Consider the following 24,112-nt stretch of genomic DNA (forward strand, 5'->3'; position numbering starts at 1 on the left):
CCCACCTGCACGACCGGCCTCCGGCCTGCCCGGGACCCCGGCCGTGGTGACGTGCAGATATTCTGTACGTCACCACGGCCGTCTCGTCAGGAGTACCCCATCACCAATTTTGCGGACACGACGTTCACGGATCCCACCAGGATCCGTAACTTCTGCATCATCGCCCACATCGACCATGGCAAGTCGACGCTGGCCGACCGCATGCTGCAGCTCACCGGTGTCATCGACGACCGGTCGATGCGCGCGCAGTACCTCGATCGCATGGACATCGAGCGTGAGCGCGGCATCACCATCAAGGCGCAGAATGTCCGCCTGCCGTGGAAGGTGGGGGACACCGAGCACGTCCTGCACCTGATCGACACCCCCGGACACGTCGACTTCACCTACGAGGTGTCGCGTGCACTCGAGGCGTGCGAGGGTGCCGTGCTCCTCGTCGACGCTGCACAGGGCATCGAGGCGCAGACGCTCGCCAACCTCTACCTGGCACTCGAGAAGGATCTGACGATCATTCCGGTGCTGAACAAGATCGACCTGCCCGCGGCGGACCCCGACCGCTACGCCGCGGAGATCGCCCACATCGTCGGCTGCGAGGCGGACGACGTGCTGCGCGTCTCGGGCAAGACCGGCATGGGCGTCGAGGCATTGCTCGACGAGGTGGTCCGTCTGGTGCCCGCGCCGGTCGGCGACGCCGACGGCCCCGCACGCGCCATGATCTTCGACTCCGTCTACGACGCGTACCGCGGCGTGGTGACGTACGTGCGCGTGGTGGACGGCAAGATCCTGCCGCGCGAGAAGGTCACCATGATGTCGACCGGTTCGACGCACGAGCTCGTCGAGGTGGGCATCGTCTCGCCGGACCCCAAGGCGACGAAGGGCCTCGGCGTCGGTGAGGTGGGCTATCTCATCACCGGCGTCAAGGACGTGCGTCAGTCGAAGGTGGGAGACACCGTCACCAGCGCCCGCAACGGCGCGACCGAAGCGCTCACCGGATACCGCGAACCACGGCCGATGGTCTACTCGGGTCTCTACCCGGTGGACGGGTCCGATTACCCCGATCTGCGCGACGCCCTCGAGAAGTTGCAGCTCAACGACGCCGCCCTCACTTACGAACCGGAGACGTCCGTCGCTCTCGGGTTCGGGTTCCGCTGCGGATTCCTCGGTCTGCTGCACATGGAGATCACCCGCGAGCGCCTCGAGCGCGAGTTCGGGCTCGACCTGATCTCGACCTCGCCCAACGTCGTGTACCGGGTGGAGATGAACGACGGCGCCGAGCACATCGTCACCAACCCGTCGTACTGGCCGGAAGGCAAGGCGCGCGCGGTGTTCGAGCCGATGGTCAAGTGCACCATCATCTCGCCGAGCGAGTTCATCGGGTCCATCATGGAGCTGTGCCAGAGCCGCCGCGGTGAGCTCGGCGGCATGGACTATCTGTCGGAGACCCGCGTCGAGCTGCGCTACACCATCCCGATGGCCGAGATCATCTTCGACTTCTTCGACATCCTCAAGTCGCGCACCCGCGGCTACGCGAGCCTCGACTACGAGGAGATCGGCGAGGAGTCGGCCAACCTGGTGAAGGTGGACATCCTGCTGCAGGGCGAGGCCGTCGACGCGTTCTCGGCCATCGTGCACGCCGACGCGGCCGGTGCCTACGGCAACAAGATGACCACCCGACTCAAGGACCTGATCCCGCGCCAGCAGTACGAGATCCCGATCCAGGCGGCGATCGGGTCGAAGATCATCGCGCGCGAGAACATCCGTGCGATCCGCAAGGACGTCCTGGCGAAGTGCTACGGCGGTGACATCAGCCGTAAGCGCAAACTGCTCGAGAAGCAGAAGGCCGGCAAGAAGCGGATGAAGACCATCGGTCGTGTCGACGTGCCACAGGAGGCGTTCGTCGCCGCCCTGTCCACCGACGCGTCCGCGGACAAGAAGAAGTAGGTCCGCGGTCGCTCCCGCGGGGACACCCATGACCAGGACCCCGCCGGCCGGCACCGGGTCCGCCGCCGACGACGATCCGCCGTCGCTGGCCGACGCGGACCTGCTCCGTACTCCGCCGGCGACGCCGCGCGGAGTGCGCACGCGCGCTGCGCTCGTCGCGGCGGCGCGGGTGGTGTTCGAGCGTGCCGGGTACCTCGACGCCCGTCTCGTGGACATCACCGCCGAGGCTCGCTGCTCGTCCGGCACGTTCTACACCTACTTCGCGAGCAAGGAAGAGATCTTCGCGGCGGTGCTCGAGGTGTCGCAGGACGACATGATGCACCCCGGTACCGAACACGTGCCGGACGACGGTGATCCGGTCGCAGTCATCGAGGCGAGCACGCGCGCGTACTTCGAGGCGTACGAACGCAACGCGAAGCTGATGGAACTGCTCGAACAGGTGGCGGCCATCGACATCCGGTTCCGGCGGCTCCGACGCAACCGTGCCGACGCGTTCGTCCGTCGCAACGCGCGCAGCATCGCCGGTCTCCAGCGACGAGGCCTGGCGGACAGCGGCGTGGATCCCGTCGTCGCATCACTTGCGTTGTCGGGCATGATCTCCCGGCTGGCGTTCACCCATTTCGTGGTGGAGCCGTCCCTCGGCGAGCCGCCGACGTGGTCGTCGGATCAGCTGGTGCACGCGGCGACGCGCCTGTGGGTCAACGCCCTCCGACTCGACTGACCGTCAGGAGTGCGGGTGGCCGTGGGCGGGCTGGAACTGCCCGGCCTGCGCTGCCTCCTCCGCCCGGATGACGTGCACCACGGCGTTGATCAGCGCGAGGTGGGTGAACGCCTGCGGGAAGTTGCCCAGGTGCCGGCCCGTCTTCGCGTCGATCTCCTCCGCATAGAGCTTCAGCGGGCTCGCGAACCCGAGCAGCCGTTCGCACAGTCGCTTCGCGCGGTGCAGTTCGCCGATCTCGACCAGTGCGGACACCAACCAGAACGAGCAGATGGTGAAGGTGCCCTCCTCGCCGGAGAGCCCGTCGTCCGTGGTGTCGACGCGGTAGCGCAGTACCAGGCCGTCCTCGGTGAGCTCGTCGGCGATGGCGAGCACCGTCGCCCGGACGCGCTCGTCGTCCGAGGGCAGGAACCGCAGGAGCGGCACCAGCAGTAACGAGGCGTCGAGTGAGTCGTCGCCGTATCGCTGGGTGAAGACTCCGCGCGAGTCGACGCCGTGCTCGAGAACGTCGGCCTTGATCTCGTCGGCGATGCTCGACCATTCCTCGGCGTACGCCTTCTCGCCGTGCAGCACAGCAAGTTTCGCTCCGCGGTCGAGCGCCACCCAGCACATCACCTTGGAGGACGTGAAGTGCTGCGGTTCCCCACGTACCTCCCAGATGCCCCGGTCGGGCTCGCGCCAGTGCTCGATCGCTTCCTCCACCTGACGCTTCAGCAAGGGCCACAGCGACTCCGGAACATTCTCCCGCGAGCGCACGTGCAGGTAGACGGAATCGAGCATCGTGCCCCAGATGTCGTGCTGCACCTGGTTGTAGGCACCGTTACCGATGCGAACGGGGACGGCTCCGTCGTACCCGGACAGGTGTCCGAGCTCCTCCTCCTCGAGCGTGCGTTCGCCGCCGATGCCGTACATCACCTGCAGCGGAACGGGTTCGCCGTCGGGGCCCGACGTCACGTCGGAGATGAAGGCGAAGAAGTCGTTGGCCTCGCGATCGAGCCCGAGCGTGTACAGACCCCACAGGGCGAAGGTGGAGTCGCGTACCCAGGCGTACCGGTAGTCCCAGTTCCGCTCTCCGCCCGGCGTCTCCGGCAACGACGTGGTGCTCGCGGCGAGCAACGCGCCGGTCGGTGCGTACGTGAGACCCTTGAGGGTGAGCGCGCTGCGCTGCAGGAACCCGCGCCACGGATGGTCGGGAAAGCGGCCGATGGTGATCCACTGGCGCCAGCACTCCGCCGTCTGCCACATCTTTTCGGCTGACTCCTCGAAGGTGCGGGGAGGATCGAGCGTCGACCACGACAGCGCGACGAAGACGTTGTCGCCCTCCGTCATCCGAGTCCGGGCGCGGGCCTCTCGCCCCTCGAGGCCGATGCGCAGATTGGTGGTCAACTTGAGGGTGGGTTCGGTGCCGTCGCCCGCCGTGGCGGTGGCCGTCGCCTCCTCGTAGACGTTGCCGGTGTACTCCCACACGGCAGGCTTGCGGTGGTAGTCGAACGCGGGCTCACAACTCATCTCGAGCTCGACCGTTCCACTGACGCACTTCACGCTGCGGATGAGGCAGTGCTCGGCGTCCCAGTCGGACGGGGCCCGGCGGTGCGTGCGGGAGCGCTCGTCCGTGTTGTGCCACTTGCCCATCACCAGAGCGTCGCGGACCACCAACCATCCGGTCTCGGTCTGCCACGTGGTCTCGACGATCAGACCGCCCGGGAGATAGCGCCGCGCCGCGGGCACGTTCTGACCGTAGGGGCCGATGCGGAACTGCCCGGCACCGCGATCGAGCACCGCTCCGAAGATGCTGGGGGAATCGGGTCGCGGAATGCACATCCACTCCACCGCACCGTTGCGAGCGATCAGACACGTGGTCTCGCAGTCCGACAGGAAGGCGTAGTCGTCGATCGGCGGAAACGTCGTGCGATGCGGCAGCCAGGTCTGGGCCGTGCCGGGAACGGTGTCGAGCGCGCCGCCCTCCTCGGCCGGCTCGGCCGCGCCGGGGCCGAAGACGGCTTCCCCCGCGCTGGCGACGCGGGGGACCACGGACTGTTCGTCGAACGGGCTCATCCGCCCATCATGAAGCCGTCCGGCGCCCCAGTCCACCGCGGAGAGCGAGGGACTACTGTCGTGAGGTGTGAACGCAGTGGCCACGTGGTGGGACGGAGTCGAACTCTGGATCGCCGGGTTGCCGTTCGTGCCCCAGGTCGCCGTCGTCCTGCTGGTGGTCGTGCCGGCAGCGGCACTCACCGCGTACGTCGTCGACATCGTGTTGTCTGCGCTCTTCGATGCCAGGCGGCGCTACTTCCGCCGGACACCCGCCGACCGGGATCCCGCAGCCGTGACCACCGGCGACTCCGACCCCCGAGAGAAGTGACACCGTGCCCCGCTCCCGTGTGACCCTGGCCCTCATCGCGCTGATCGTGCTGGTGATCGTCGCGTGGCTGCTGACTCGGTAGCAGGCTCTCTCCGACTTTCTGCTAAATTCTCGGCTGTGTCCGACGCAGCCCCGCACCCGATCCGCCATGAACTGGCGCTGATCGCTGTCGGCATGCTCGCGGTCGCTGACGTCGACTGTCGCTGACCCCACACGGCGCGCCCTCACCGATTCCGGCGCGCTCCGCTCGTCAGTTCCGTCCATCACCGCTGTTCATGTCCGTGCCGCCGCGCGCTCGCGTGTGCCGCACTCCTCGAGAGGTCCACCGTGTTCCCATCACGTCGTGTCCGCCTGCTGTCCGCCGCCGCCGTCGCGGCCGCCCTCACCCTGACCGCGTGCTCCACCGGGTCCTCCGACACCGTCGGTGAGACCGCCGCGTCCACGTCCGGTCCGTCGCTCACCCTCGTCGGTTACGCCGTGCCCAAGAACGGGTGGGATGCCATCGGCGCCGCGTTCGCCTCCACCGAGAACGGTGACAACGTCACCATCAACGCCGACTACGGCGCCTCGGGCAACCAGTCGCGCAAGGTCGCCGACGGCGCACCGGCCGACATCGTCAACTTCTCGGTCGAGCCCGACGTCACCCGACTGGTGAAGGCCGGCAAGGTCGACGAGGCCTGGAACCAGAACGCCTACGGTGGCGTGCCGTTCGGCTCCGTGGTGACCATCGTGACGCGACCGGGCAACCCGAAGAACATTCGCACGTGGGAGGACCTGATCCGCCCCGACGTGCAGGTCATCAGCCCCAGCCCGCTCAGCTCCGGCTCGGCGAAGTGGAACTTGTTGGCGCCCTATGCCTCCGTGAGCAACGGCGGCCAGGATCGCCAGGCCGGCCTGGACTACGTCACCGAACTGGTGAAGCACTTCCCGGTGCAGCCCGACTCCGGCCGCTCCGCGTCCGAGGCGTTCCTCCAGGGCCAGGGCGACGTCCTGCTCAGCTACGAGAACGAGGCGCTGTTGCTCGAGGGGCAGGGTCAGCCGGTGGAGCACATCGTTCCGGACCAGACCTTCCGCATCGACAACCCCGTCGCGGTCGTCAACTCCAGCGCGAATCTCGAGCAGGCCAACGCGTTGAACGACTACCTCTACACCGCGGACGGCCAGAAGATCTGGGCCGACAGCGGTTTCCGTCCCGTCGACCCCGCAGTCGCCGCCGACTACACCGACAAGTTCCCGACGCCGCAGAAGCTGTACACCATCGACGACCTCGGTGGCTGGGCTGCGGTGGACAGTGACCTGTTCGGTGAGAACGGTGCCATCAACGCGATCTACAAGGCATCGAGCTGACCATGACGACAGAGGTCGCCGGTCGGCGAAAGTTCCTCCCTCGCCGGCCGGCCTCCGGCCTTCCCGCCTCTCGCCGGCCGGCCTCCCATCTTCCCGGGGGATCGCTCACGCTCGGCACCGTCGTCCTGTGGCTCTCGATCATCGTCCTGCTGCCCCTGGCGGCCGTGCTGAGTCGCTCCCTGTCCGACGGACCCGCGGAGTTCTGGGACGCGGTCACCGATCCGCGGGCGCTGGCCACTCTGCGCGTGACGGTGCAGGTCTCGGTGGTGGCGGCGCTGATCAACGTGGTGATGGGAACCGTCATCGCCTGGGTGTTGGTGCGAGACGACTTCCCGGGCAAGTCCGTCGTCAACGCGCTGATCGACCTGCCGTTCGCCCTGCCCACCATCGTCGCGAGCCTGGTGCTGCTGTCGCTGTACGGACCGATGAGTCCGGTGGGCATCACGTTGAACGCCACCAAGGCCGGTGTCGTGCTCGCCCTCGCCTTCGTCACACTGCCGTTCGTCGTGCGCGCGGTGCAGCCGGTCCTCATCGAGCTCGACCAGGAAGTGGAGGAAGCAGCCGCCTCGCTCGGTGCGAGCAATCTGGTGATCTTCCGGCGGGTCGTGCTGCCGGTACTGCTGCCGTCGATCCTCTCGGGTGCCGGACTGGCCTTCTCGCGGGCACTCGGCGAGTTCGGATCCGTCGTCCTCATCGGTGGCAACATTCCCGGCGAGACGCAGATCGCGTCGCAGCTCATCCGCGAGCAGATCGAGACCGATCAGCCCGTCGACGCGGCCGCAATCTCGGTGGTGCTGTTGCTCATCGCCTTCGTGGTGCTGTTCGTGCTGCGCATCTCCGGTAGCCGCCTCGCCCGGCGGGAGGAGCAGAAGTGAAGCTGTCCACCGGAACTCGACTGAGCCTCCGTACGGTCGCGCTGCTCTACCTGGCCGTGCTGGTGGTGTTCCCGCTGGGTGCGATCCTGTACCGCACGTTCGAGAACGGCCTCGTCTCGTTCTTCCAGCTCATCACCACGCCGGCCGCACAGTCGGCGTTGCAGTTGTCGCTGATCATCGTTGCGATCGTCGTGCCGCTGAACGTGGTGTTCGGCGTCGTCACGGCCTTGGCTCTCGCGCGCGGCAACTTCCGTGGCAAGGGGTTCGTGCAGGCGGTCGTCGATCTCCCGTTCGCCGTGTCCCCGGTCATCGTGGGTGTCGCGCTCATCCTGCTGTGGGGTGCCGGCGGCTGGTTCGGCTTCCTCGCCGAGTGGGGTATCACTATCATCTTCGCGCTGCCTGGCATGGTGCTGGCCACCATCTTCGTCACGCTGCCGTTCGTGGTGCGCGAGGTGGAACCGGTGCTGCACGAGATCGGACAGGAACAGGAGGAGGCCGCGGCCACCCTGGGCGCGACGTCGTGGCAGACCTTCTGGCGCATCACGCTTCCCGCCATCCGCTGGGGGCTGACGTACGGCGTCGTCCTGACGGTCGCCCGCGCGCTCGGCGAGTTCGGTGCCGTCATCATCGTCTCCACCAACCTGCCGGGCATCTCGCAGACGCTGACGCTGCTGGTGAACGCCAGGTACGAGGACTTCAACCAACCGGGCGCGTACGCCGCGTCGACACTTCTCATGGTCGTCGCCGTCATCGTGTTGCTGCTGATGACGGTTCTGGACCGCAAGCGAACCAAGGAATGAGCACCGTGACGACGACGACCACGACGACAGAGAAGCGCACGGGCGGCATCGAGATCTCCGTCCGGGGAGCGCGGAAGAACTACGGCGACTTCGCGGCCCTCGACGACGTGTCCCTCGACATCCCGTCCGGATCGTTGACGGCGCTCCTGGGGCCCAGCGGGTCGGGCAAGTCGACACTGTTGCGGTCGATCGCCGGACTCGAGGAGCTGGACTCCGGCGTGGTGGTCATCGCCGGCGACGACGTCACGACCGTCAGTCCGCAGAAGCGCGACATCGGATTCGTCTTCCAGCACTACGCCGCGTTCAAGCACCTCACCGTGCGCAAGAACGTCGCCTTCGGGCTCGAGATCCGCAAGCGGCCCAAGGCCGAGATCGACGAGCGCGTCGATCAGCTGCTCGACATCGTCGGTCTCTCGGGATTCCAGACGCGCTTCCCGGCGCAACTGTCCGGTGGCCAGCGTCAGCGCATGGCCCTGGCCCGCGCGCTCGCCGTGGATCCGCGGGTGCTGCTGCTCGACGAGCCGTTCGGTGCCCTGGACGCCAAGGTGCGGGCCGATCTCCGCACGTGGCTCCGTCGACTGCACGACGAGGTGCACGTCACCACGGTGCTCGTCACGCACGATCAGCAGGAGGCGCTGGACGTCGCCGACCGGATCGCGGTCATGAACAAGGGCCGGATCGAGCAGGTGGGCGCCCCTCGCGATCTCTACGACACCCCGGCGAACGATTTCGTCATGTCCTTCCTCGGCGAGGTGTCGCGGCTCAACGGCCAGCTGGTCCGTCCGCACGACATCCGGGTCGGCCGCACACCGGATCTCGCGAACGCGCAGCAGACCGGCACGGCCGAGAACGCGGGGGTGTTGCGGGCGACCGTCGAGCGTGTCGTGCACCTGGGCTTCGAGGTGCGGGTGGAGCTGCGCAACGGCGCCACCAACGAGCTGTTCTTCGCGCAGATCACCCGCGGCGACAACGAGGCGCTGGGGCTGCAGAGCGGGGAGACCGTGTACGTGCGTGCCACGCGCGTGCCGGTGATCCCCGGCTGACTCACTCGCGTTCGACGCACCCCGACCGGACACACACGGTAGGGCCACGGAACGCCGGATCACCGCATCGCGTGACCATCGCCAGCACGTCGCCGGCGTGGATGTCCGACGGCAGGTCGAGCGCGGGGCACACGCAGCGCCCCGACCGGGTGCAGAGGCAACACGGAACCGGTCGGCACACCGGATGGCGCGAGGCGAGGCGGACGGACACCGGGGCGACACCCGAGTCGGCACCGGTCGTGACGACGCGGAGGAGCCCTCGGTACACGTCCACCGACCGGACCCGGGTCACCGTGACCACCGCGGTGCCCGCTCGGACGGCCACGGCGTCGCCGTACTCGTCGCACAGATCGTCGAGGAACGTCTCGGCGCGCCCGTCGCTTCGGACACACAGCCTGCCCCCGTGGGTGTGAATCTCCCCGGGCCACAGCGCACGAGCATCGTCCGGAGACGACAGCGACGGCAGTAGTTCACGCAAGGTCATGACTCGACCCTGCATGCTCCACTGCCGTCGTCGGCGGTTCCTGACGTCGTCTCGACGCGGGGGCGTCTCTTCCTTACGCGTTCGATGCGCGCAGCACGGCTGCCGCGACCTCGGCCGGCGTCGCGGTGTCGTCGGCATCGACGTGGTGATCGGTGACCGGGATCCCGGCCGCAGCGATCTCGACTCGCGCGGCAGCGAGATCCTCGCCGTCCGCCGACGAGATGGGCACGATCGCGACCACTCCGGCATCCGCGAACAACCGGGCCAACCGGGCGAGTTGCACCGTCGCGGCGCGGGTTCCGGCTGCGGCGTCGATGTCGAGGACTCCGCGGACGTTGTCACCGCCGACGATGTAGGCGGTGCGACCGGAGGCGGTCAGTGCGTCCTCGAGCGCGACGGCGACGGCGGCCTTGTGCGAGGACGGGTGGCCGGTGAGCCAGATCGTCGCACCGTGCTGACCGGTACGGCGGACACGCTCGTCGCGGGTGATCGACGACGGAACCCAGGACGGGGTGTCCGAGCGGTCGAGCACCGCGCGGGACCCCTCGATGATGCCCGCGGCCACGGTGTCGTTCGTGTGCTCGTCCAGCAGGATGAACGCACCGGAGTCGCGGTTGTCCGCGTAGTCGTCGGTCACGATCACCGCACTGGTCCGCAGCGTCACCCGTGCGATGTCGTTGAGCGACAGGTTCTCCGAGCCGGGATGCTCGTCGAGCGTCTCCGGATCGAGTCGCGAGTGGATGCGCTGCACCGTCGCGCGCACCGTGGTGGTGGTGTGCTTGATCGCCAGTCGGTCGCCGACACCGAGAGGTGCCTCCGCCAGCCAGCACACGGTGGCATCGAATTCCCGTGCGAGCGTGGGCAGGTGGGCGTCGGGCTCGCCACTGACCAGGACGTCGCCGCGGGCCACGTCGATGTCGTCGGCCAGTTCGACGGAGACGCTGAGCGGAGCCACGGCGACGTCGCGGGCGTCGTCCAGCGTGTCGAGCGCCGTGACCACACTGCGCGATCCGGACGGCAGCGCGACGATCGAGTCGCCGATCTGCACGGTGCCGGCGGACAGCCGGCCGGTGTACCGACGGCGTTCGCCGTCGGTGGGGCGAGAGACCCACTGCACGGGCAACCGCAGCTCCGTGGCGACCGGTGCGGGAGCGACCAGGTCGATGCTCTCGAGGTGATCGAGCAGAGTGGGGCCCGTGTACCAGGGCATGGTCGAGGACGGCCGAACGACGTTGTCGCCCAGCTTCGCCGCGATCGGGATGACCAGAATCTCCGTGCCGAGGCGGGCACCGAGGTCGGCGAGCTCGCGCTCGACGTCACGGAAGCGGGACTCGTCGAAGTCGATGAGATCCATCTTGTTGACGGTCGCCACCAGGCGGTCGACACCCACGAGCGTCGCGATCCGGGCGTGACGACGCGTCTGCCGCAACACGCCGGCGCGGGCGTCCACGAGCAGGATGGCGACGTTCGCGTTGGAGGCTCCCGTGAACATGTTGCGCGTGTAGCGCTCGTGTCCCGGGGTGTCGGCGAGGACGTAGCTGCGACTCGGCGTGGAGAAGAAGCGGTAGGCGACATCGATGGTGATGCCCTGCTCGCGCTCGGCACGCAGACCGTCCGACAGGGCGGCGAGGTCGGCCACGCCCTCCTCGTCGGTCACGGCGTCGAGGTGATCGAGCGGAAGACTGTCCGTGTCGTGCAGCAGCCGCCCGATGAGGGTGGACTTGCCGTCGTCGACGGAGCCGGCTGTGGCGATGCGCAGCAGCTGACGCGGGGTGGTGGGGGCCGGGGACACCGGAACGTCCGACATCGGAAGCGGATTGGTGATGGTCATCAGAAGTACCCCTCGCGCTTGCGATCTTCCATCGCGGCTGTGGACGTGCGGTCGTCGGCGCGGGTCTCGCCGCGCTCGGACACGGTGGCCGCGGAGATCTCCGTGATCACCCCGGCGATGTCGGTGGCGTGCGAGCGCACGGCGCCGGTGATGGTGAGGTCGCCCACCGTGCGGTAGCGCACCATCTCGACGGCAGCGGTCTCGTGCTCGGTCGGGGAGGTGAACTCCGAGGTGGCGAGCAGGATGCCGTCGCGCTCGAACACCTCGCGCTCGTGGGCGAAGTAGATGGACGGCAGTTCGAGCTGCTCGAGTTCGATGTACCGCCAGATGTCCAGCTCGGTCCAGTTGCTCAGCGGGAACACGCGGACCTGCTCACCGCGCTTGATGCGGCCGTTGTACAGCGACCACGGCTCGGGGCGTTGGGCCCGCGGATCCCACTGGCCGAACTCGTCGCGGAAGCTCAGCACACGCTCCTTGGCGCGCGCACGCTCCTCGTCGCGCCGCGCACCACCGAAGGCGGCGTCGAACTTGTTCTCCTCCAACGCGTCCAGCAACGTCCGGGTCTGGAGACGGTTGCGTGAGCCGGAGGACCCGCCGACCTCGCGGACGCGACCGGAGTCGATCGACTCCTGGACGGACGCGACGACGAGGCGATGGCCGCCCTCCTCGAGTCGTCGGTCGCGGAACTCGATGACCTCGGGGAAGTTGTGTCCGGTGTCGACGTGCATCACCGGGAAGGGAACGGGGGAGGGGCGGAACGCCTTCTCCGCCAGGCGGAGCAGGACGATGGAGTCCTTGCCCGCCGAGAACAGCAGTACGGGTCGTTCGAGCTCGGCCACCACCTCGCGGATGATGTGCACGGACTCGGCCTCGAGTGCCCGGAGCTCGTCGACGTGGGTGACGTCCACGCTCGTGGCGGCTGTCATCGGGTTCCTTCCTCGGTCGAGTGCAGTCCGCACTCGGTCTTGGTGCTGCCGGCCCAGCGACCGCTGCGCGGGTCCGCTCCGGGAGCGGGCTTGGCCGTGCACGGTGCGCACCCGATCGACGGGTAGCCCTCGTCGACGAGCGGGTTCACGAGGATGCCGTGCTCGTCGATGTAGGACTGCATCTCGTCGTCGGACCACGCCGCGATCGGGTTGATCTTCACCAGGCCGAACGCCTCGTCGAAGGAGATCAGCGGCGAGTTGGCGCGCGTGGGTGCCTCGACGCGGCGGATGCCGGTGACCCAGGCGCTGTAGTTCGCCAGCTCACGCTTCAGCGGCACGACCTTGCGCAGTGCGCAGCAGCGTGCGGGATCGCGGGCGAAGAGATCCTTGCCCTCGAGCCTGTCCTGCTCGGCCACCGACACGGTCGTCTTCGCGTCGATGACGTTGACCCCGTAGACCGACTCGACGGCGTCACGAGTACCGATGGTCTCGGCGAAGTGGTAGCCGGTCTCCAGGAAGAGCACGTCGACACCCGGATGCACCTGCGCGGCCAGATGGACCAGCGCGCCGTCCTGCATGTTCGACGCGACGATGTAGTCGTCGCCGAAGGTGTCCTCGGTCCAGCGCATGAGCTCGTCCGCCGAGGCGCCGTCCATCTCCCGCGCACCCCGCTCGGCGATGGCGCGGAGCTCGGACTCGGTCAGGTGGCGATGGGTGGCGACGCTCATGAGACAACCTTTCGCGGGCGGACGGTCCAGGAGACAACGCGAGGGCGGGACACGCGATTCCCGTGCTCGCTCACTGCAGATCCGCGTCGTCGGCGCGTACGGCCCACTGCGCGAACCGCTCGCCCTCGTCGCGCTGCTTGACGAAGTTGCGGACGACCCGGTCGATGTAGTCGCCCAGCTCGGCGCTGGTGACCTTGTGCTGGCGCAACTTCCGGCCGAAGGCACTGTCGAAGCCGAGGCTTCCACCGAGATGGACCTGGAAGCCCTCCACCTGTCCGCCGTCACCGTCGTCCACCAGTTGGCCCTTGAACCCGATGTCGGCGACCTGCGAACGAGCGCACGAGTTGGGGCAGCCGTTGATGTTCACGGTGATGGGGACGTCGAGTTGCGCGTTGACGTCGGCCAGCCGCTGCTCGAGTTCGGGGACGAGCACCTGCGAACGCTTGCGGGTCTCGGCGAAGGACAGCTTGCAGAACTCGATGCCGCTGCACGCCATCAGGTTCTTGCGCCAGATGGACGGCCGCGCCGGCAGACCCAGCGCGTCCATCTCGGCGATGAAGTCCTCGAGCTTCTCGTCGGAGATGTCCAGGACGATGAGCTTCTGGTACGGGGTGAACCGGATGCGATCCGACCCTGCCCGCGCGGCCGCGTCGGCGACCTTCGTCAGGATCGTGCCGGACACGCGGCCCGCGATGGGGGCGAGTCCGACGGCGTTGAGGCCGTTCTTCAGCTTCTGGACCCCGACGTGGTCGACGGGCCGGGTCGGCTTCTCCGGGGCGGGGCCGTCGAGAAGCGGCCGCTTCAGGTACTCGGTCTCGAGCACTTCCCGGAACTTCTCCACGCCCCAGTCCTTGACCAGGAACTTCAGCCGCGCCTTGTTGCGCAGACGCCGGTACCCGTAGTCACGGAAGATCGAGACGACGCCTTCCCACACGTCGGCGACCTCGTGCAGCGGCACCCAGACCCCGAGCCGCTGCGCGAGCATGGGATTGGTGGACAGACCGCCGCCGACCCAGACGTCGAGGCCGGGACCGTGCTCGGGATGGTTCACCCCGATGAAGGCGATGTCGTTGACCTCGTGGACCACGTCCTGCTGGCCGGAGATCGCGGTCTTGAACTTGCGGGGGAGGTTCGAGTACTCCGGCCGGCCGATGTAGCGCTCGACGATCTCGTCGATGGCGGGCGTGGGATCGAGGACCTCGTCGAGCGACTCGCCGGCGAGCGGGGAGCCCAGCACGACGCGCGGGCAGTCGCCGCACGCCTCGGTGGTCTTCAGACCGACCGACTCGATGCGGCGCCAGATCTCGGGGACGTTCTCCACCTCGATCCAGTGGTACTGCACGTTCTCCCGGTCGGACAGATCGGCGGTGTCGCGGCCGAACTCCTGCGAGATCTCACCCAGAGTGCGCAACTGCAACGCGCTGAGTGCGCCGGCATCGCAGCGGATGCGCATCATGAAGTACTTCGCTTCGAGCAGGTCGATGTTCTCGTCGCCCGTGTAGGTGCCGTCGTAGCCCTGCTCGCGCTGGGTGTAGAGCCCCCACCAGCGGAAGCGCCCGCGCAGATCGGCCTTGTCGATGCTGTCGAAACCCTGCTTGGAGTAGATGTTCTCGATCCGCGCGCGGACGTTGAGCGGGTTGTCGTCCTTCTTGCTCTGTTCGTTCGCGTTGAGCGGTTCCCGGTAGCCGAGTGCCCACTGGCCCTCGGACCTCCGCTTGGCGGGACGGGTCGACCGTGCGCGCGGCGCAGCGGTGTCGGGGGTGTTCGTCATGGGCGCTCCAAGGTCGGGCGCCGAACAGGAAGGGGTGTCTCGGAGGGCTGGTCCGCACACCTCGTCCCTGACCGGCCGGGGGGTGTGCGGGCTGGCGGGAGGGTCAGACGAGCGGCCTCAGACAGCTGCAGACGCGTGCGAGATCGACGTGGCGCCGAGCCACGAGCATGATCTCCACGACTGTCATGAGCCCCATTCTGCCACGACGCGGGTGCCTCCCCCGACCAGGGCGTCGACGAGGAGGGAGGAGGACACTGGTCCGGTGATCCCCGTTCCACTCGCTCCTCCCGCTGTCGGTGTGCTCGCACCCGAGTCGTTCGTCGATCGTCCGGCCGCGCCGTTCGGCCTCTACCTCCATGTGCCGTTCTGCGCGACGCGCTGCGGTTACTGCGACTTCAACACCTACACCGCCGGGGAGCTCGGAACGTCGGCGTCACCGCAGTCCTGGCTCGACGGGGTGCGCCGCGAGCTCGACCTCGCCGCGGCGACGTTCGCGCGGGAGTCGGGCAGCGTGCCCAGCGTCGACACCGTGTTCGTGGGCGGCGGAACGCCGTCGCTGCTCGGTGCCGACGGCCTCGCCGATCTCCTCGGTGCCGCGCGCTCGTCCTTCACGTTCTCGGCCGATGCCGAGGTGACGACGGAGTCGAATCCCGAGTCGACGTCGCCGGCCTTCTTCGACGGAATCCGCGCGGCCGGCTACACACGTGTGTCGTTGGGCATGCAGTCGGCGGCACCGCACGTGCTCGCGATCCTCGACCGCACCCACACCCCGGGACGCGCCGGGGACGCGGCACGGGAAGCGGCGGCGGCCGGGTTCGACCACGTGAACCTCGACCTCATCTACGGAACGCCGGGAGAGAGTGACGACGACCTCGACGCGTCGTTGACGGCGGTGCTCGACGCCGGTGTCGACCACGTGTCCGCGTACGCGCTCATCGTCGAGGACGGGACGGCCCTGGCGAGACGGGTGCGCCGGGGCGAGCTCCCGGCTCCGGACGACGACGTGCTGGCGTCGCGCTACGAACGGATCGACGCGCGTCTCGGCGCAGCCGGCTTCGGGTGGTACGAGGTGTCCAACTGGGCGCGGGGCGACGGTGCGGAGTGCCGGCACAACCTGGGGTACTGGGACGGCGGTGACTGGTGGGGCATCGGTCCCGGCGCACACAGCCATGTGAACGGGACGCGGTTCTGGAACGTCAAGCATCCGGCGCGATACGCGGAGACGCTGGCGAACGGGGCGCTGCCGATCGCGGACAGCGAATCTCTCACGAGCGACGAGCAACACATGGAACGTGTCATGTTGACCGCGCGGCTGCGGGCGGGAATGGCCGCTGGTGATCTGTCGACGGACGAGGTGGCCCGTGCGGACTCGATCGCGTCCGACGGACTGCTCGTCCGTCTGGGCGATCGGTACGTCCTCACCGACCGTGGGCGGTTGCTCGCCGACGGGGTCGTGCGCGACATTCTCGAGTGAGTGCCGCTCAGGAGAAGTAGGCGAATGCCGAGGTCACCAGTTCGATCAGATCGACTCTGCCTGCGAAGAGATCTGTGAAGAAGGTCTGCCAGCCTGTCCATGGGTCCATACGGACAACCTATCGACTTCAGGCCCCGATCGCGTCGTAATCGAACACCCGCGCGTGCAGGACGACACGGTTTCGCAGCGCAGCCCGCACCGCCCGGTGCAGGCCGTCCTCGAGGTACACGACGCCGTGGTAATGCACGGCATGGGGAAACAGGTCCCCGTAGAACGTGCTGTCCTCGGACAGCAGACGGTCGAGTTCGAGCACCTTCGTGGTGGTCACGATCTCGTCGAGGCGCAACTGACGTGGCGGAATCTTGGACCAGTCGCGGAGCGACAGACCGTGCTCCGGATACGGCTTGCCGTCGCGCACTCCCTTGAAGATCACACCGGTCACAGTAGTGACTCGGGCGAGCGGAATGGGGCACCCGCGCGTCGCCGACTAGAATCGGCTGGTCCCGCACAGCCACCGGTCCCGAGCGTAGGAGGGTTGCGATGTCGAGTACGGAGGATCGACGTTTCGAGGTCCTGCGTGCCCTGGTCGCCGACTATGTCGCGACGCAGGAGCCCATCGGATCGAAAGCACTGGTCGATCGACACAATCTGGGAGTGTCCAGCGCTACCGTGCGCAACGACATGGCCGTGCTGGAGGCCGAGGGCTACATCACGCAGCCGCACACCAGCTCGGGTCGTATCCCCACAGACAAGGGCTACCGGCAGTTCGTCGACCGCATCGCCGACGTCAAGCCGCTCTCCGCGGCGGAGCGACGGGCGATCCTGCAGTTCCTCGACACCGGCGTCGACCTGGACGACGTGCTGCGGCGCGGTGTTCGCCTGCTCGCCCAGCTGACCCGTCAGGTCGCCGTCGTGCAGTACCCGACCCTGTCCGCGTCGTCGGTCCGCCATCTCGAGGTGGTGGCCCTGACGCCGGCGCGACTGTTGCTGGTGCTGATCACCGACTCCGGCCGCGTCGATCAGCGCATCGTCGAACTCGGCGACGTCATCGACGACGAGGACCTCTCGCGTCTGCGGTCGCTGCTCGGCGGCGCGCTGGAGGGCAAGCGTCTCGCCCTGGCGTCGGCCGCGGTGGCCGAACTCGCCGAGACGGCGCCCGAGGATCTGCGCGACGCCGTGGTGCGCTCGTCGACCGTGCTGGTCGAGACGCTCGTCGAACACCCGGAGGAGCGGCTCGTGCTCGGGGGGACCGCCAACCTGACGCGCAACGCCGCCGACTTCGCCGCGCTCAGTGGGTTCCCGGGGTCGTTGCGCTCCGTGCTCGAGGCGCTGGAGGAACAGGTCGTGGTGCTCAAGCTCATCGCGGCGACCCAGGACACCGGCCGAGTGACCGTCCGGATCGGCGAGGAGACCATGGCCCCGGAGATGCGGGGCACCTCGGTGGTCTCCACCGGCTACGGCTCGGCGGGCAACGTGCTGGGCGGTATGGGTGTGCTCGGCCCCACTCGCATGGACTACCCGGGAACGATCGCGTCGGTCGCGGCTGTTGCTCGATACATCGGAGAGGTGCTGGCCGAACGATGACGGCCGGTGCACTCACCTGCCCCACCCGAACTTTTCCCGACCCACCTTCCACCAAGAGGATATGAGTACACACGTGGCACGCGACTATTACGGAACTCTGGGCGTCGACAACAAGGCGTCGGACCAGGAGATCAAGCGCGCGTATCGCAAACTCGCGCGTGAGTTCCACCCCGACGTCAACCCCGACGAGTCGGCCCAGGCCCGCTTCAAGGACATCAGCTCCGCGTACGAGGTGCTGTCCGATCCCGAGAAGCGACGCATCGTCGATCTCGGTGGCGATCCGCTCGAGAGTGGCGGCGGAGGCGGAGCAGGCGGCTTCGGCGGTGCCGGCTTCGGCGGCGGACTGGGCGACGTGTTCGAGGCGTTCTTCGGCGGCAACGGCGGCGGCACCCGCGGACCCCGCGGTCGCGTCCAGCCCGGCTCGGACTCGCTGCTGCGCACCACGCTGACGCTGGAGGAGTGCGCCACCGGCGTCACCAAGCACATCGCCGTCGAGACGGCCGTGCTGTGCGACGTGTGCACCGGTTCCGGGACCAACGGCGACTCGACGCCGGTCCGCTGTGAGACGTGCAACGGTGCCGGCGAGGTCCAGTCGGTCCAGCGGTCGTTCCTCGGACAGGTCATGACGGCGCGTCCGTGCCCCACCTGCCGCGGCGCGGGCGAGACGATCCCCGATCCCTGCCGCAAGTGTGGCGGCGACGGGCGCGTGCGTGCCCGCCGCGAACTGGCCGTGAAGGTGCCGGCCGGTGTCGGCAGCGGGATGCGCATCCGCCTCGCGGCGCAGGGCGAGGTCGGCCCCGGCGGCGGTCCCGCCGGTGACGTGTACGCCGAGGTGGTCGAGAAGTCGCACGACGTGTTCGTCCGCGACGGCGACGATCTGCACTGCACCATCCGCGTGCCGATGGCGGACGCCGCCCTGGGCACGTCCGTCAGCGTCGACGCGATTCTCGACGGTCCCACGACGATCACCGTCGACCCCGGCACGCAGCCCGGCTCGGTGCAGGTCCTGCGCGGTCACGGCATGCCCAAGCTGCGCAGCGGTGTCCGCGGCGATCTGCACGCGCACCTCGAGGTGGTCGTCCCGGCCCGCCTGGACTCCACGGAGACCAAGTTGCTGCAGCAACTGCGCACTCACCGCGAACGCGACAACGCCGAGGTGGTCACCACCGCATCGCAGCACACCGGGGGACTGTTCTCCCGTCTGCGCGACGCCTTCAGTCGCTGATCGGGCGGGGGACCACTGGTGGCGGCGACCGTCTACTTCCTCGATCCGCTGCCGTCTCCGGGGGAGTCGGGCGCGTTGGACGGGGCCGAAGGTCGGCACGCGGCCACGGTGCGCCGGACGACCGTCGGTGAGCGGCTGGTGCTGTCGGACGGCCGCGGCTCGCTCGCGGCCGTCGAGGTCACCGGCGTCGAGAAGGCCCGGCTCTCGTTCACGGTGCTCTCCGTCACCACCGCGGAGCCGCCCCGGCCCACGGTGACCGTGATCCAGGCGCTCCCGAAGTCGGAGCGCTCGGAACTGGCCGTCGAGACGGCGACCGAGGCGGGTGCGGACGCGATCGTGCCGTGGCAGTCGCTGCGCTGCGTGTCGCGATGGGACGGCCCGAAGGCCGTCAAAGGTGTCGCGAAGTGGCGGAACGCTGCCTCCGCGGCCGCCAAGCAGGCGCGGCGTGCCTTCGTTCCCGACGTCGCCGACCTGCACGACACTCGGATGGTGCGCAGCCTGGTCGAGGGCGTCGTCGCACGTGGGGGCATCGTGGTCGCGCTGCACGAGGCTGCGCCCGGGGCCTTCGCGGACCTCCCGTTCCGCGGCGCACCCGAGGTGGTGCTCGTCGTCGGACCCGAGGGCGGGCTCGACGACACGGAGATCGACATGCTCGTCGGTGCCGGCGCGACGCCCGCGCTCCTGGGGCCGACCGTCCTGCGGACATCGACCGCGGCGGCCGTGGCGTTGGGCGCGCTCGGCGTCCTGACCGATCGCTGGGACGGCGCGCCCCCTGCTTGATCTGCGGCGCGGGCCGCTGGTGCACGTGCTCCGGTTTCCGCAACCCGCTCCTGTTGTGACCGGAGCAGGTTGTTGCAACCGGAGCACCTGGCGCCGCCCGGCCCGTGTGCGGGAAGGGGCAGCTACGAGGGTTGCGCGCGACATACTGGAATGCGCTTCTCGGGGGAGACGTTAAAGTGGTGAGAGGTTCCCGTCGCGGCGAACCGAGTATCGAAACCCGAGAGAAGGCCATAGCCACCACGTGAGTGACAACATCCCTTTCGTCGGCACCAGAGGTGACGATGCGCAGGACACCACTCGTGCGTCCCGCGCGCAGAAGCGGCAGTCCTCACGCCCGGTTCTGACCGAGGCGCGTGTGACCGAGTCCATCGAACTCGACCCCGCCGTGATGTTCCCTCTGCTCGGGTCCGCCGACGGTAATCTCCGGGCGCTCGAGCAGGTGCTCTCCGCCGAGATCCACGTACGCGGCAACGTCGTCACGTTCGAGGGGGCACCGTCCGACATCGCCGTCGGCAAGCGGGTGCTCACCGAGCTCGCCGCCGTCGTGGTCGCCGGCGGACCGGTCACTCCGGACGCGGTGCGGCGCACCGTCGCGATGCTCAGCCGCGGCGTGAGCGAGTCTCCCGCCGAGGTCCTGAGCCTGGACATCCTGTCCCGACGCGGCAAGACCATCCGGCCCAAGACGCTGAACCAGAAGCGTTACGTCGACGCGATCGACGCCAACACCATCGTGTTCGGCGTGGGTCCCGCCGGAACGGGCAAGACCTACCTGGCCATGGCCAAGGCGGTGCAGGCTCTGCAGGCGAAGCAGGTCAGCCGCATCATCCTCACGCGCCCGGCCGTCGAGGCGGGGGAGCGACTCGGGTTCCTCCCCGGCACACTGCACGACAAGATCGATCCGTACCTGCGTCCGCTCCACGACGCGCTGCACGACATGATGGACGTCGAAGCCATCCCGAAGCTCATGCAGGCGGGCATCATCGAGGTCGCACCGCTGGCCTACATGCGTGGCCGCACCCTGAACGACGCGTTCATCATCCTCGACGAGGCGCAGAACACCACGGCCGAGCAGATGAAAATGTTCCTGACCCGCCTCGGCTTCAACTCGAAGATCGTCGTCACCGGTGACATCACCCAGGTGGATCTCCCCGGAGGATCGCGTTCGGGACTGCGTGCCGCCACCGAGATCCTGGTGGACATCGACGACATCCACTTCGCCAAGCTCGACAGCAGCGACGTGGTCCGGCACCGACTGGTCTCCGACATCGTCGACGCCTACGACCGTTTCGACGCCGCGGACGCCAAGTCCGCCAACCGCGCTGCGCGTCGCAGTGGCGGTCCCCGCGCCGCGCACCACTGATGTGGGCGTGCACGGGCACGGGGGCGTCGCCGCGCACTAGTACGGTGTTCGCATGAGCATCGAGGTCTCCAACGAATCCGGGATGGACGTCGGAGAAGAGGATCTGATCGCGGTCGCGCGCTACGCCATCGCGCAGATGGACGTGCACCCGGCAGCCGAGCTGTCCATGGTCCTCGTCGACTCCGCCACCATGGCCGATCTCCACATGCGCTGGATGGACCTGCCAGGTCCCACCGACGTGATGTCGTTCCCGATGGACGAGCTCGAGCCGGGCGGTCGCCCGGACTCACCGGACCCCGGTCCGTCGATGCTCGGAGACATCGTGCTGTGCCCGTCGTTCGCGGCGGACCAGGCCGAGAAGGCCGGGCACCCGCTCGAGCACGAACTCGCACTCCTCACCGTGCACGGTGTGCTGCACCTCCTCGGCTACGACCACGCGGAGCCGGACGAGGAGAAGGAGATGTTCGGCCTGCAGAACAGCATCCTCGAGGACTGGTACGAGAGTCTGCGCCAGGCCGAGCGCGACGCTCTGTCGGCTGCGCGAGACGCGAAATTGTTGGGCAGCACCGGCTTCGCGAATCCCCGGACCGATGCCGGTGGTGAGTCGACCCGGTGACCAGCGCTCCGGCACTGATCGTGCTCGCGGTTGTCCTCGTCCCTCTCGGTGGCCTCTTCGCTGCCATCGACTCCGCCGTCAACACCGTCTCCTCAGCACGCGTCGAGGAGATGGTGAAGGAATCTCGGGGCGGGGCGAGCGAACTGCTCCGCATCCTCGAGGATCGTCCGCGGTACGTCAATCTGATGGTGCTGCTGCGCATCCTGTGCGAGATCGGGTCCACGGTTCTGCTCGCCGGAACGTTGCTGGACCTGCTCGCGCCGGCGCAGGCACTGGCCATCGCCGCCGGCGTCATGGTGGTGGTCGACTACGTCGTCATCGGCGTGGGGCCCCGCACACTCGGCCGCCAGCACGCGTACTCCATCTCGCTGGGGTCGTCCTACCCGCTGCGCGCCATCGGCATCCTGCTGGGCCCGGTGAGCCGGTTGCTCATTCTCGTCGGCAATGCGATCACGCCCGGCCGCGGCTTCCGCAACGGTCCCTTCGCCTCCGAGATCGAACTGCGGGAACTGGTCGACATGGCGCAAGAGCGCGGCGTGGTCGCCGACGACGAGCGCCGCATGATCCAGTCCGTGTTCGAGCTCGGCGACACCTCCGCACGCGAGGTGATGGTGCCGCGCACCGAGATGGTGTGGATCGAGCGTGACAAGTCCGCCGGACAGGCGACCACCCTCGCCGTGCGGAGCGGGCATTCGCGGATCCCGGTGATCGGCGAGAACGTCGACGACATCCTCGGCGTCGTCTATCTCAAGGACCTCGTGCAACAGACGTACACGTCGTCGGACGGTGGTCGCAGCGTGCGTGTCGACGAGGTCATGCGTCCCGCGGTGTTCGTCCCGGACTCCAAGCCGCTGGACAGCCTGCTGGCCGAGATGCAGAGGGACCGCAAGCACATGGCCGTCCTGGTGGACGAGTACGGCGGTGTCGCCGGCCTCGTCACCATCGAGGACGTGCTCGAGGAGATCGTCGGCGAGATCGCGGACGAGTACGACACCGACGAGGTGGCCCCGATCGAGGAACTCGAGGACGGCCGCTTCCGGGTGTCGTCCCGGCTCCCTCTCGAGGATCTCGGCGAACTGTTCGACATCGAGATCGACAACGACGAGGTGGACACCGTCGGCGGCCTGCTGTCCTACGAGATCGGGCGCGTCCCGCTGCCGGGCGCCCGTGTCGAGGCACACGGGTTGATCCTGGTGGCCGAGGGCGGCTCCGATGCGCGCGGACGAGTGCGTGTGAGCACCGTGACCGCCGAGAAGCTTCCCGAACCGGACGCCGACGACGAGGACTCCGAGTCGTCGGACGAGAGAGACGAGATCGACCATGACCGAGACTGACGATTTCCACTCCGGGTTCGTGTGCTTCGTCGGACGGCCCAACACCGGCAAGTCCACCCTGACGAATGCCCTGGTGGGGGCCAAGATCGCCATCACGTCCTCCCGGCCCCAGACCACACGCCACACCATTCGGGGCATCGTGCACCGGGACCACGCGCAGCTGATCCTCGTGGACACCCCGGGCCTGCACCGGCCGAGGACCCTGCTCGGGCAGCGTCTCAACGACCTGGTGCGCGACACCTACTCGGAGGTCGACGCCATCGGTCTCTGCATCCCGGCGGACGAGAAGATCGGTCCCGGCGATCGCTGGATCCTGGAGCAGGTCCGCCACAACGCGGGCAGGACAGCGCTGGTCGGTCTGGTGACCAAGATCGACAAGGTCTCCAAGCAGCGCGTCATGGAGCAGCTGATCGCCGTCTCGAACCTGCTCGGTCCCGATTGCGAGGTGGTCCCCGTGTCCGCCGCGTCCGGCGAGCAGGTGGAGGTCGTCGTCGACGTCTTCGCGAAGGTGCTGCCGCCCGGGCCTGCGTTCTACCCCGACGGTGAACTGACGGACGAGCCGGAGGAGACCCTCATGGCCGAGTTGATCCGGGAGGCAGCGCTCGAGGGAGTGCACGACGAGCTCCCGCACTCCCTCGCCGTGGTCATCGAGGAGGTCGGGCCCCGCGAGGGGTCGGACACGATGCTGGACGTGCACGCCATTCTCTACGTCGAACGTCAGTCGCAGAAGGCGATCGTCATCGGCAAGGGTGGGGCTCGACTGCGCGACGTGGGCACCGCGGCTCGCGGTCAGATCGAGAAGCTGCTCGGCACCCGCATCTACCTCGACCTCCGCGTCAAGGTGGCCAAGGACTGGCAGCGCGATCCCAAGCAGATGGGCAAGCTGGGCTTCTGACCCCGCGCTACCGTGCCGCGA

At 68.3% G+C, this 24,112-nt stretch carries 23 protein-coding genes; 16 read left to right on the forward strand and 7 right to left on the reverse strand.

Going from position 1 to position 24,112, the window contains the following annotated elements; genetic code table 11:
• The first annotated feature begins 51 nt into the window (after nt 1-51).
• Nucleotides 52-1,938, forward strand: coding sequence for a translation elongation factor 4 (gene lepA / locus OG947_RS18385; protein WP_269320095.1), 1,887 nt, complete (start codon nt 52-54; stop codon nt 1,936-1,938).
• A 28-nt stretch (nt 1,939-1,966) separates the two neighbouring features.
• Entirely contained in the window at nt 1,967-2,659 is a 693-nt protein-coding gene (locus OG947_RS18390; RefSeq protein ID WP_051613349.1) for a TetR/AcrR family transcriptional regulator, read from the forward strand.
• Between the two features lie 3 nt (nt 2,660-2,662).
• On the opposite strand, the gene OG947_RS18395 is transcribed toward OG947_RS18390, so the two are convergent.
• Entirely contained in the window at nt 2,663-4,711 is a 2,049-nt protein-coding gene (locus tag OG947_RS18395; RefSeq protein ID WP_027505707.1) for a glycoside hydrolase family 15 protein, read from the reverse strand.
• Nucleotides 4,712-4,778: 67 nt separating this feature from the next.
• On the opposite strand from OG947_RS18395, the gene OG947_RS18400 reads away from it, so the two are divergent.
• The 6 genes from OG947_RS18400 (at nt 4,779) to OG947_RS18420 (ending at nt 9,083) form a co-directional block, all read left to right on the forward strand.
• A complete protein-coding gene (locus tag OG947_RS18400; protein WP_222632728.1) occupies nt 4,779-5,018 on the forward strand; it encodes a hypothetical protein in 240 nt (79 codons plus the stop codon).
• A gap of 117 nt (nt 5,019-5,135) precedes the next feature.
• Nucleotides 5,136-5,225 carry an Ms4533A family Cys-rich leader peptide gene (locus OG947_RS22690; RefSeq protein ID WP_321163718.1) on the forward strand — a complete coding sequence of 30 codons (90 nt, stop codon included), beginning with the start codon at nt 5,136-5,138 and terminating at the stop codon, nt 5,223-5,225.
• A gap of 120 nt (nt 5,226-5,345) precedes the next feature.
• On the forward strand, nt 5,346-6,365 hold the full coding sequence (locus OG947_RS18405) for a sulfate ABC transporter substrate-binding protein (RefSeq protein ID WP_222638424.1): 1,020 nt from the start codon (nt 5,346-5,348) through the stop codon (nt 6,363-6,365).
• Between the two features lie 2 nt (nt 6,366-6,367).
• Complete coding sequence (gene cysT / locus OG947_RS18410) at nt 6,368-7,240, forward strand: sulfate ABC transporter permease subunit CysT (protein ID WP_328812588.1); 873 nt, start codon at nt 6,368-6,370, stop codon at nt 7,238-7,240.
• Nucleotides 7,237-8,040 carry a sulfate ABC transporter permease subunit CysW gene (cysW, locus tag OG947_RS18415; RefSeq protein ID WP_328812589.1) on the forward strand — a complete coding sequence of 268 codons (804 nt, stop codon included), beginning with the start codon at nt 7,237-7,239 and terminating at the stop codon, nt 8,038-8,040. The genes cysT and cysW overlap by 4 nt, the downstream gene beginning before the upstream one ends.
• Before the next feature lie 5 nt (nt 8,041-8,045).
• The gene (locus tag OG947_RS18420; RefSeq protein WP_235578974.1) at nt 8,046-9,083 is read left to right on the forward strand and encodes a sulfate/molybdate ABC transporter ATP-binding protein; all 1,038 of its coding nucleotides are present in this window, start codon (nt 8,046-8,048) and stop codon (nt 9,081-9,083) included.
• A gap of 1 nt (nt 9,084) precedes the next feature.
• On the opposite strand, the gene OG947_RS18425 is transcribed toward OG947_RS18420, so the two are convergent.
• The 5 genes from OG947_RS18425 to OG947_RS18445 form a co-directional block, all read right to left on the reverse strand.
• The gene (locus tag OG947_RS18425) at nt 9,085-9,567 is read right to left on the reverse strand and encodes a hypothetical protein (RefSeq protein ID WP_328812590.1); all 483 of its coding nucleotides are present in this window, start codon (nt 9,565-9,567) and stop codon (nt 9,085-9,087) included.
• A gap of 73 nt (nt 9,568-9,640) precedes the next feature.
• Nucleotides 9,641-11,398 (reverse strand): GTP-binding protein, encoded by a 1,758-nt coding sequence (locus tag OG947_RS18430; RefSeq protein WP_442973071.1) that lies wholly within the window; start codon nt 11,396-11,398, stop codon nt 9,641-9,643.
• Entirely contained in the window at nt 11,398-12,324 is a 927-nt protein-coding gene (cysD, locus tag OG947_RS18435; protein WP_222630395.1) for a sulfate adenylyltransferase subunit CysD, read from the reverse strand. Before cysD ends, OG947_RS18430 begins: the two co-directional genes overlap by 1 nt.
• The gene (locus OG947_RS18440; RefSeq protein ID WP_027505713.1) at nt 12,321-13,052 is read right to left on the reverse strand and encodes a phosphoadenylyl-sulfate reductase; all 732 of its coding nucleotides are present in this window, start codon (nt 13,050-13,052) and stop codon (nt 12,321-12,323) included. The genes cysD and OG947_RS18440 overlap by 4 nt, the downstream gene beginning before the upstream one ends.
• Before the next feature lie 70 nt (nt 13,053-13,122).
• Nucleotides 13,123-14,823, reverse strand: coding sequence for a nitrite/sulfite reductase (locus OG947_RS18445; protein WP_328812591.1), 1,701 nt, complete (start codon nt 14,821-14,823; stop codon nt 13,123-13,125).
• 298 nt (nt 14,824-15,121) lie between these two features.
• On the opposite strand from OG947_RS18445, the gene hemW reads away from it, so the two are divergent.
• Nucleotides 15,122-16,297, forward strand: coding sequence for a radical SAM family heme chaperone HemW (hemW, locus tag OG947_RS18450; protein WP_056446332.1), 1,176 nt, complete (start codon nt 15,122-15,124; stop codon nt 16,295-16,297).
• 127 nt (nt 16,298-16,424) lie between these two features.
• On the opposite strand, the gene OG947_RS18455 is transcribed toward hemW, so the two are convergent.
• Nucleotides 16,425-16,730: a type II toxin-antitoxin system VapB family antitoxin gene (locus OG947_RS18455; RefSeq protein ID WP_027505715.1), complete on the reverse strand. Its 306-nt coding sequence runs from the start codon at nt 16,728-16,730 to the stop codon at nt 16,425-16,427.
• Between the two features lie 107 nt (nt 16,731-16,837).
• Here OG947_RS18455 and hrcA point away from each other — a divergent pair, with 107 nt between their 5' ends.
• The 7 genes from hrcA (at nt 16,838) to era (ending at nt 24,091) form a co-directional block, all read left to right on the forward strand.
• On the forward strand, nt 16,838-17,881 hold the full coding sequence (hrcA, locus tag OG947_RS18460) for a heat-inducible transcriptional repressor HrcA (RefSeq protein WP_027505716.1): 1,044 nt from the start codon (nt 16,838-16,840) through the stop codon (nt 17,879-17,881).
• Between the two features lie 73 nt (nt 17,882-17,954).
• Nucleotides 17,955-19,106 (forward strand): molecular chaperone DnaJ, encoded by a 1,152-nt coding sequence (gene dnaJ / locus OG947_RS18465; protein WP_027505717.1) that lies wholly within the window; start codon nt 17,955-17,957, stop codon nt 19,104-19,106.
• 18 nt (nt 19,107-19,124) lie between these two features.
• On the forward strand, nt 19,125-19,886 hold the full coding sequence (locus OG947_RS18470) for a 16S rRNA (uracil(1498)-N(3))-methyltransferase (RefSeq protein ID WP_027505718.1): 762 nt from the start codon (nt 19,125-19,127) through the stop codon (nt 19,884-19,886).
• Nucleotides 19,887-20,226: 340 nt separating this feature from the next.
• Nucleotides 20,227-21,246, forward strand: coding sequence for a PhoH family protein (locus OG947_RS18475; RefSeq protein ID WP_056446329.1), 1,020 nt, complete (start codon nt 20,227-20,229; stop codon nt 21,244-21,246).
• Nucleotides 21,247-21,298: 52 nt separating this feature from the next.
• Nucleotides 21,299-21,862 (forward strand): rRNA maturation RNase YbeY, encoded by a 564-nt coding sequence (ybeY, locus tag OG947_RS18480; protein ID WP_027505720.1) that lies wholly within the window; start codon nt 21,299-21,301, stop codon nt 21,860-21,862.
• Nucleotides 21,859-23,196, forward strand: coding sequence for a hemolysin family protein (locus OG947_RS18485; RefSeq protein WP_328812592.1), 1,338 nt, complete (start codon nt 21,859-21,861; stop codon nt 23,194-23,196). The genes ybeY and OG947_RS18485 overlap by 4 nt, the downstream gene beginning before the upstream one ends.
• Nucleotides 23,183-24,091, forward strand: coding sequence for a GTPase Era (gene era / locus OG947_RS18490; protein ID WP_027505722.1), 909 nt, complete (start codon nt 23,183-23,185; stop codon nt 24,089-24,091). The genes OG947_RS18485 and era overlap by 14 nt, the downstream gene beginning before the upstream one ends.
• The last annotated feature ends 21 nt before the right edge of the window (nt 24,092-24,112 follow it).

The sequence above is a fragment of the Rhodococcus sp. NBC_00297 genome, assembly GCF_036173065.1.
GTDB lineage: Bacteria > Actinomycetota > Actinomycetes > Mycobacteriales > Mycobacteriaceae > Rhodococcoides.

Coding starts and splice junctions, on each gene's coding strand:
- cysT (WP_328812588.1), top strand. CDS start 6,368: ATGACGACAGAGGTCGCCGGTCGGCGAAAGTTCCTCCCTCGCCGGCCG.
- OG947_RS18395 (WP_027505707.1), bottom strand. CDS start 4,711: ATGAGCCCGTTCGACGAACAGTCCGTGGTCCCCCGCGTCGCCAGCGCG.
- OG947_RS18445 (WP_328812591.1), bottom strand. CDS start 14,823: ATGACGAACACCCCCGACACCGCTGCGCCGCGCGCACGGTCGACCCGT.
- era (WP_027505722.1), top strand. CDS start 23,183: ATGACCGAGACTGACGATTTCCACTCCGGGTTCGTGTGCTTCGTCGGA.
- ybeY (WP_027505720.1), top strand. CDS start 21,299: ATGAGCATCGAGGTCTCCAACGAATCCGGGATGGACGTCGGAGAAGAG.
- OG947_RS18390 (WP_051613349.1), top strand. CDS start 1,967: ATGACCAGGACCCCGCCGGCCGGCACCGGGTCCGCCGCCGACGACGAT.
- OG947_RS18425 (WP_328812590.1), bottom strand. CDS start 9,567: ATGACCTTGCGTGAACTACTGCCGTCGCTGTCGTCTCCGGACGATGCT.
- cysD (WP_222630395.1), bottom strand. CDS start 12,324: ATGACAGCCGCCACGAGCGTGGACGTCACCCACGTCGACGAGCTCCGG.
- OG947_RS18440 (WP_027505713.1), bottom strand. CDS start 13,052: ATGAGCGTCGCCACCCATCGCCACCTGACCGAGTCCGAGCTCCGCGCC.
- OG947_RS18430 (WP_442973071.1), bottom strand. CDS start 11,398: ATGACCATCACCAATCCGCTTCCGATGTCGGACGTTCCGGTGTCCCCG.
- hrcA (WP_027505716.1), top strand. CDS start 16,838: ATGTCGAGTACGGAGGATCGACGTTTCGAGGTCCTGCGTGCCCTGGTC.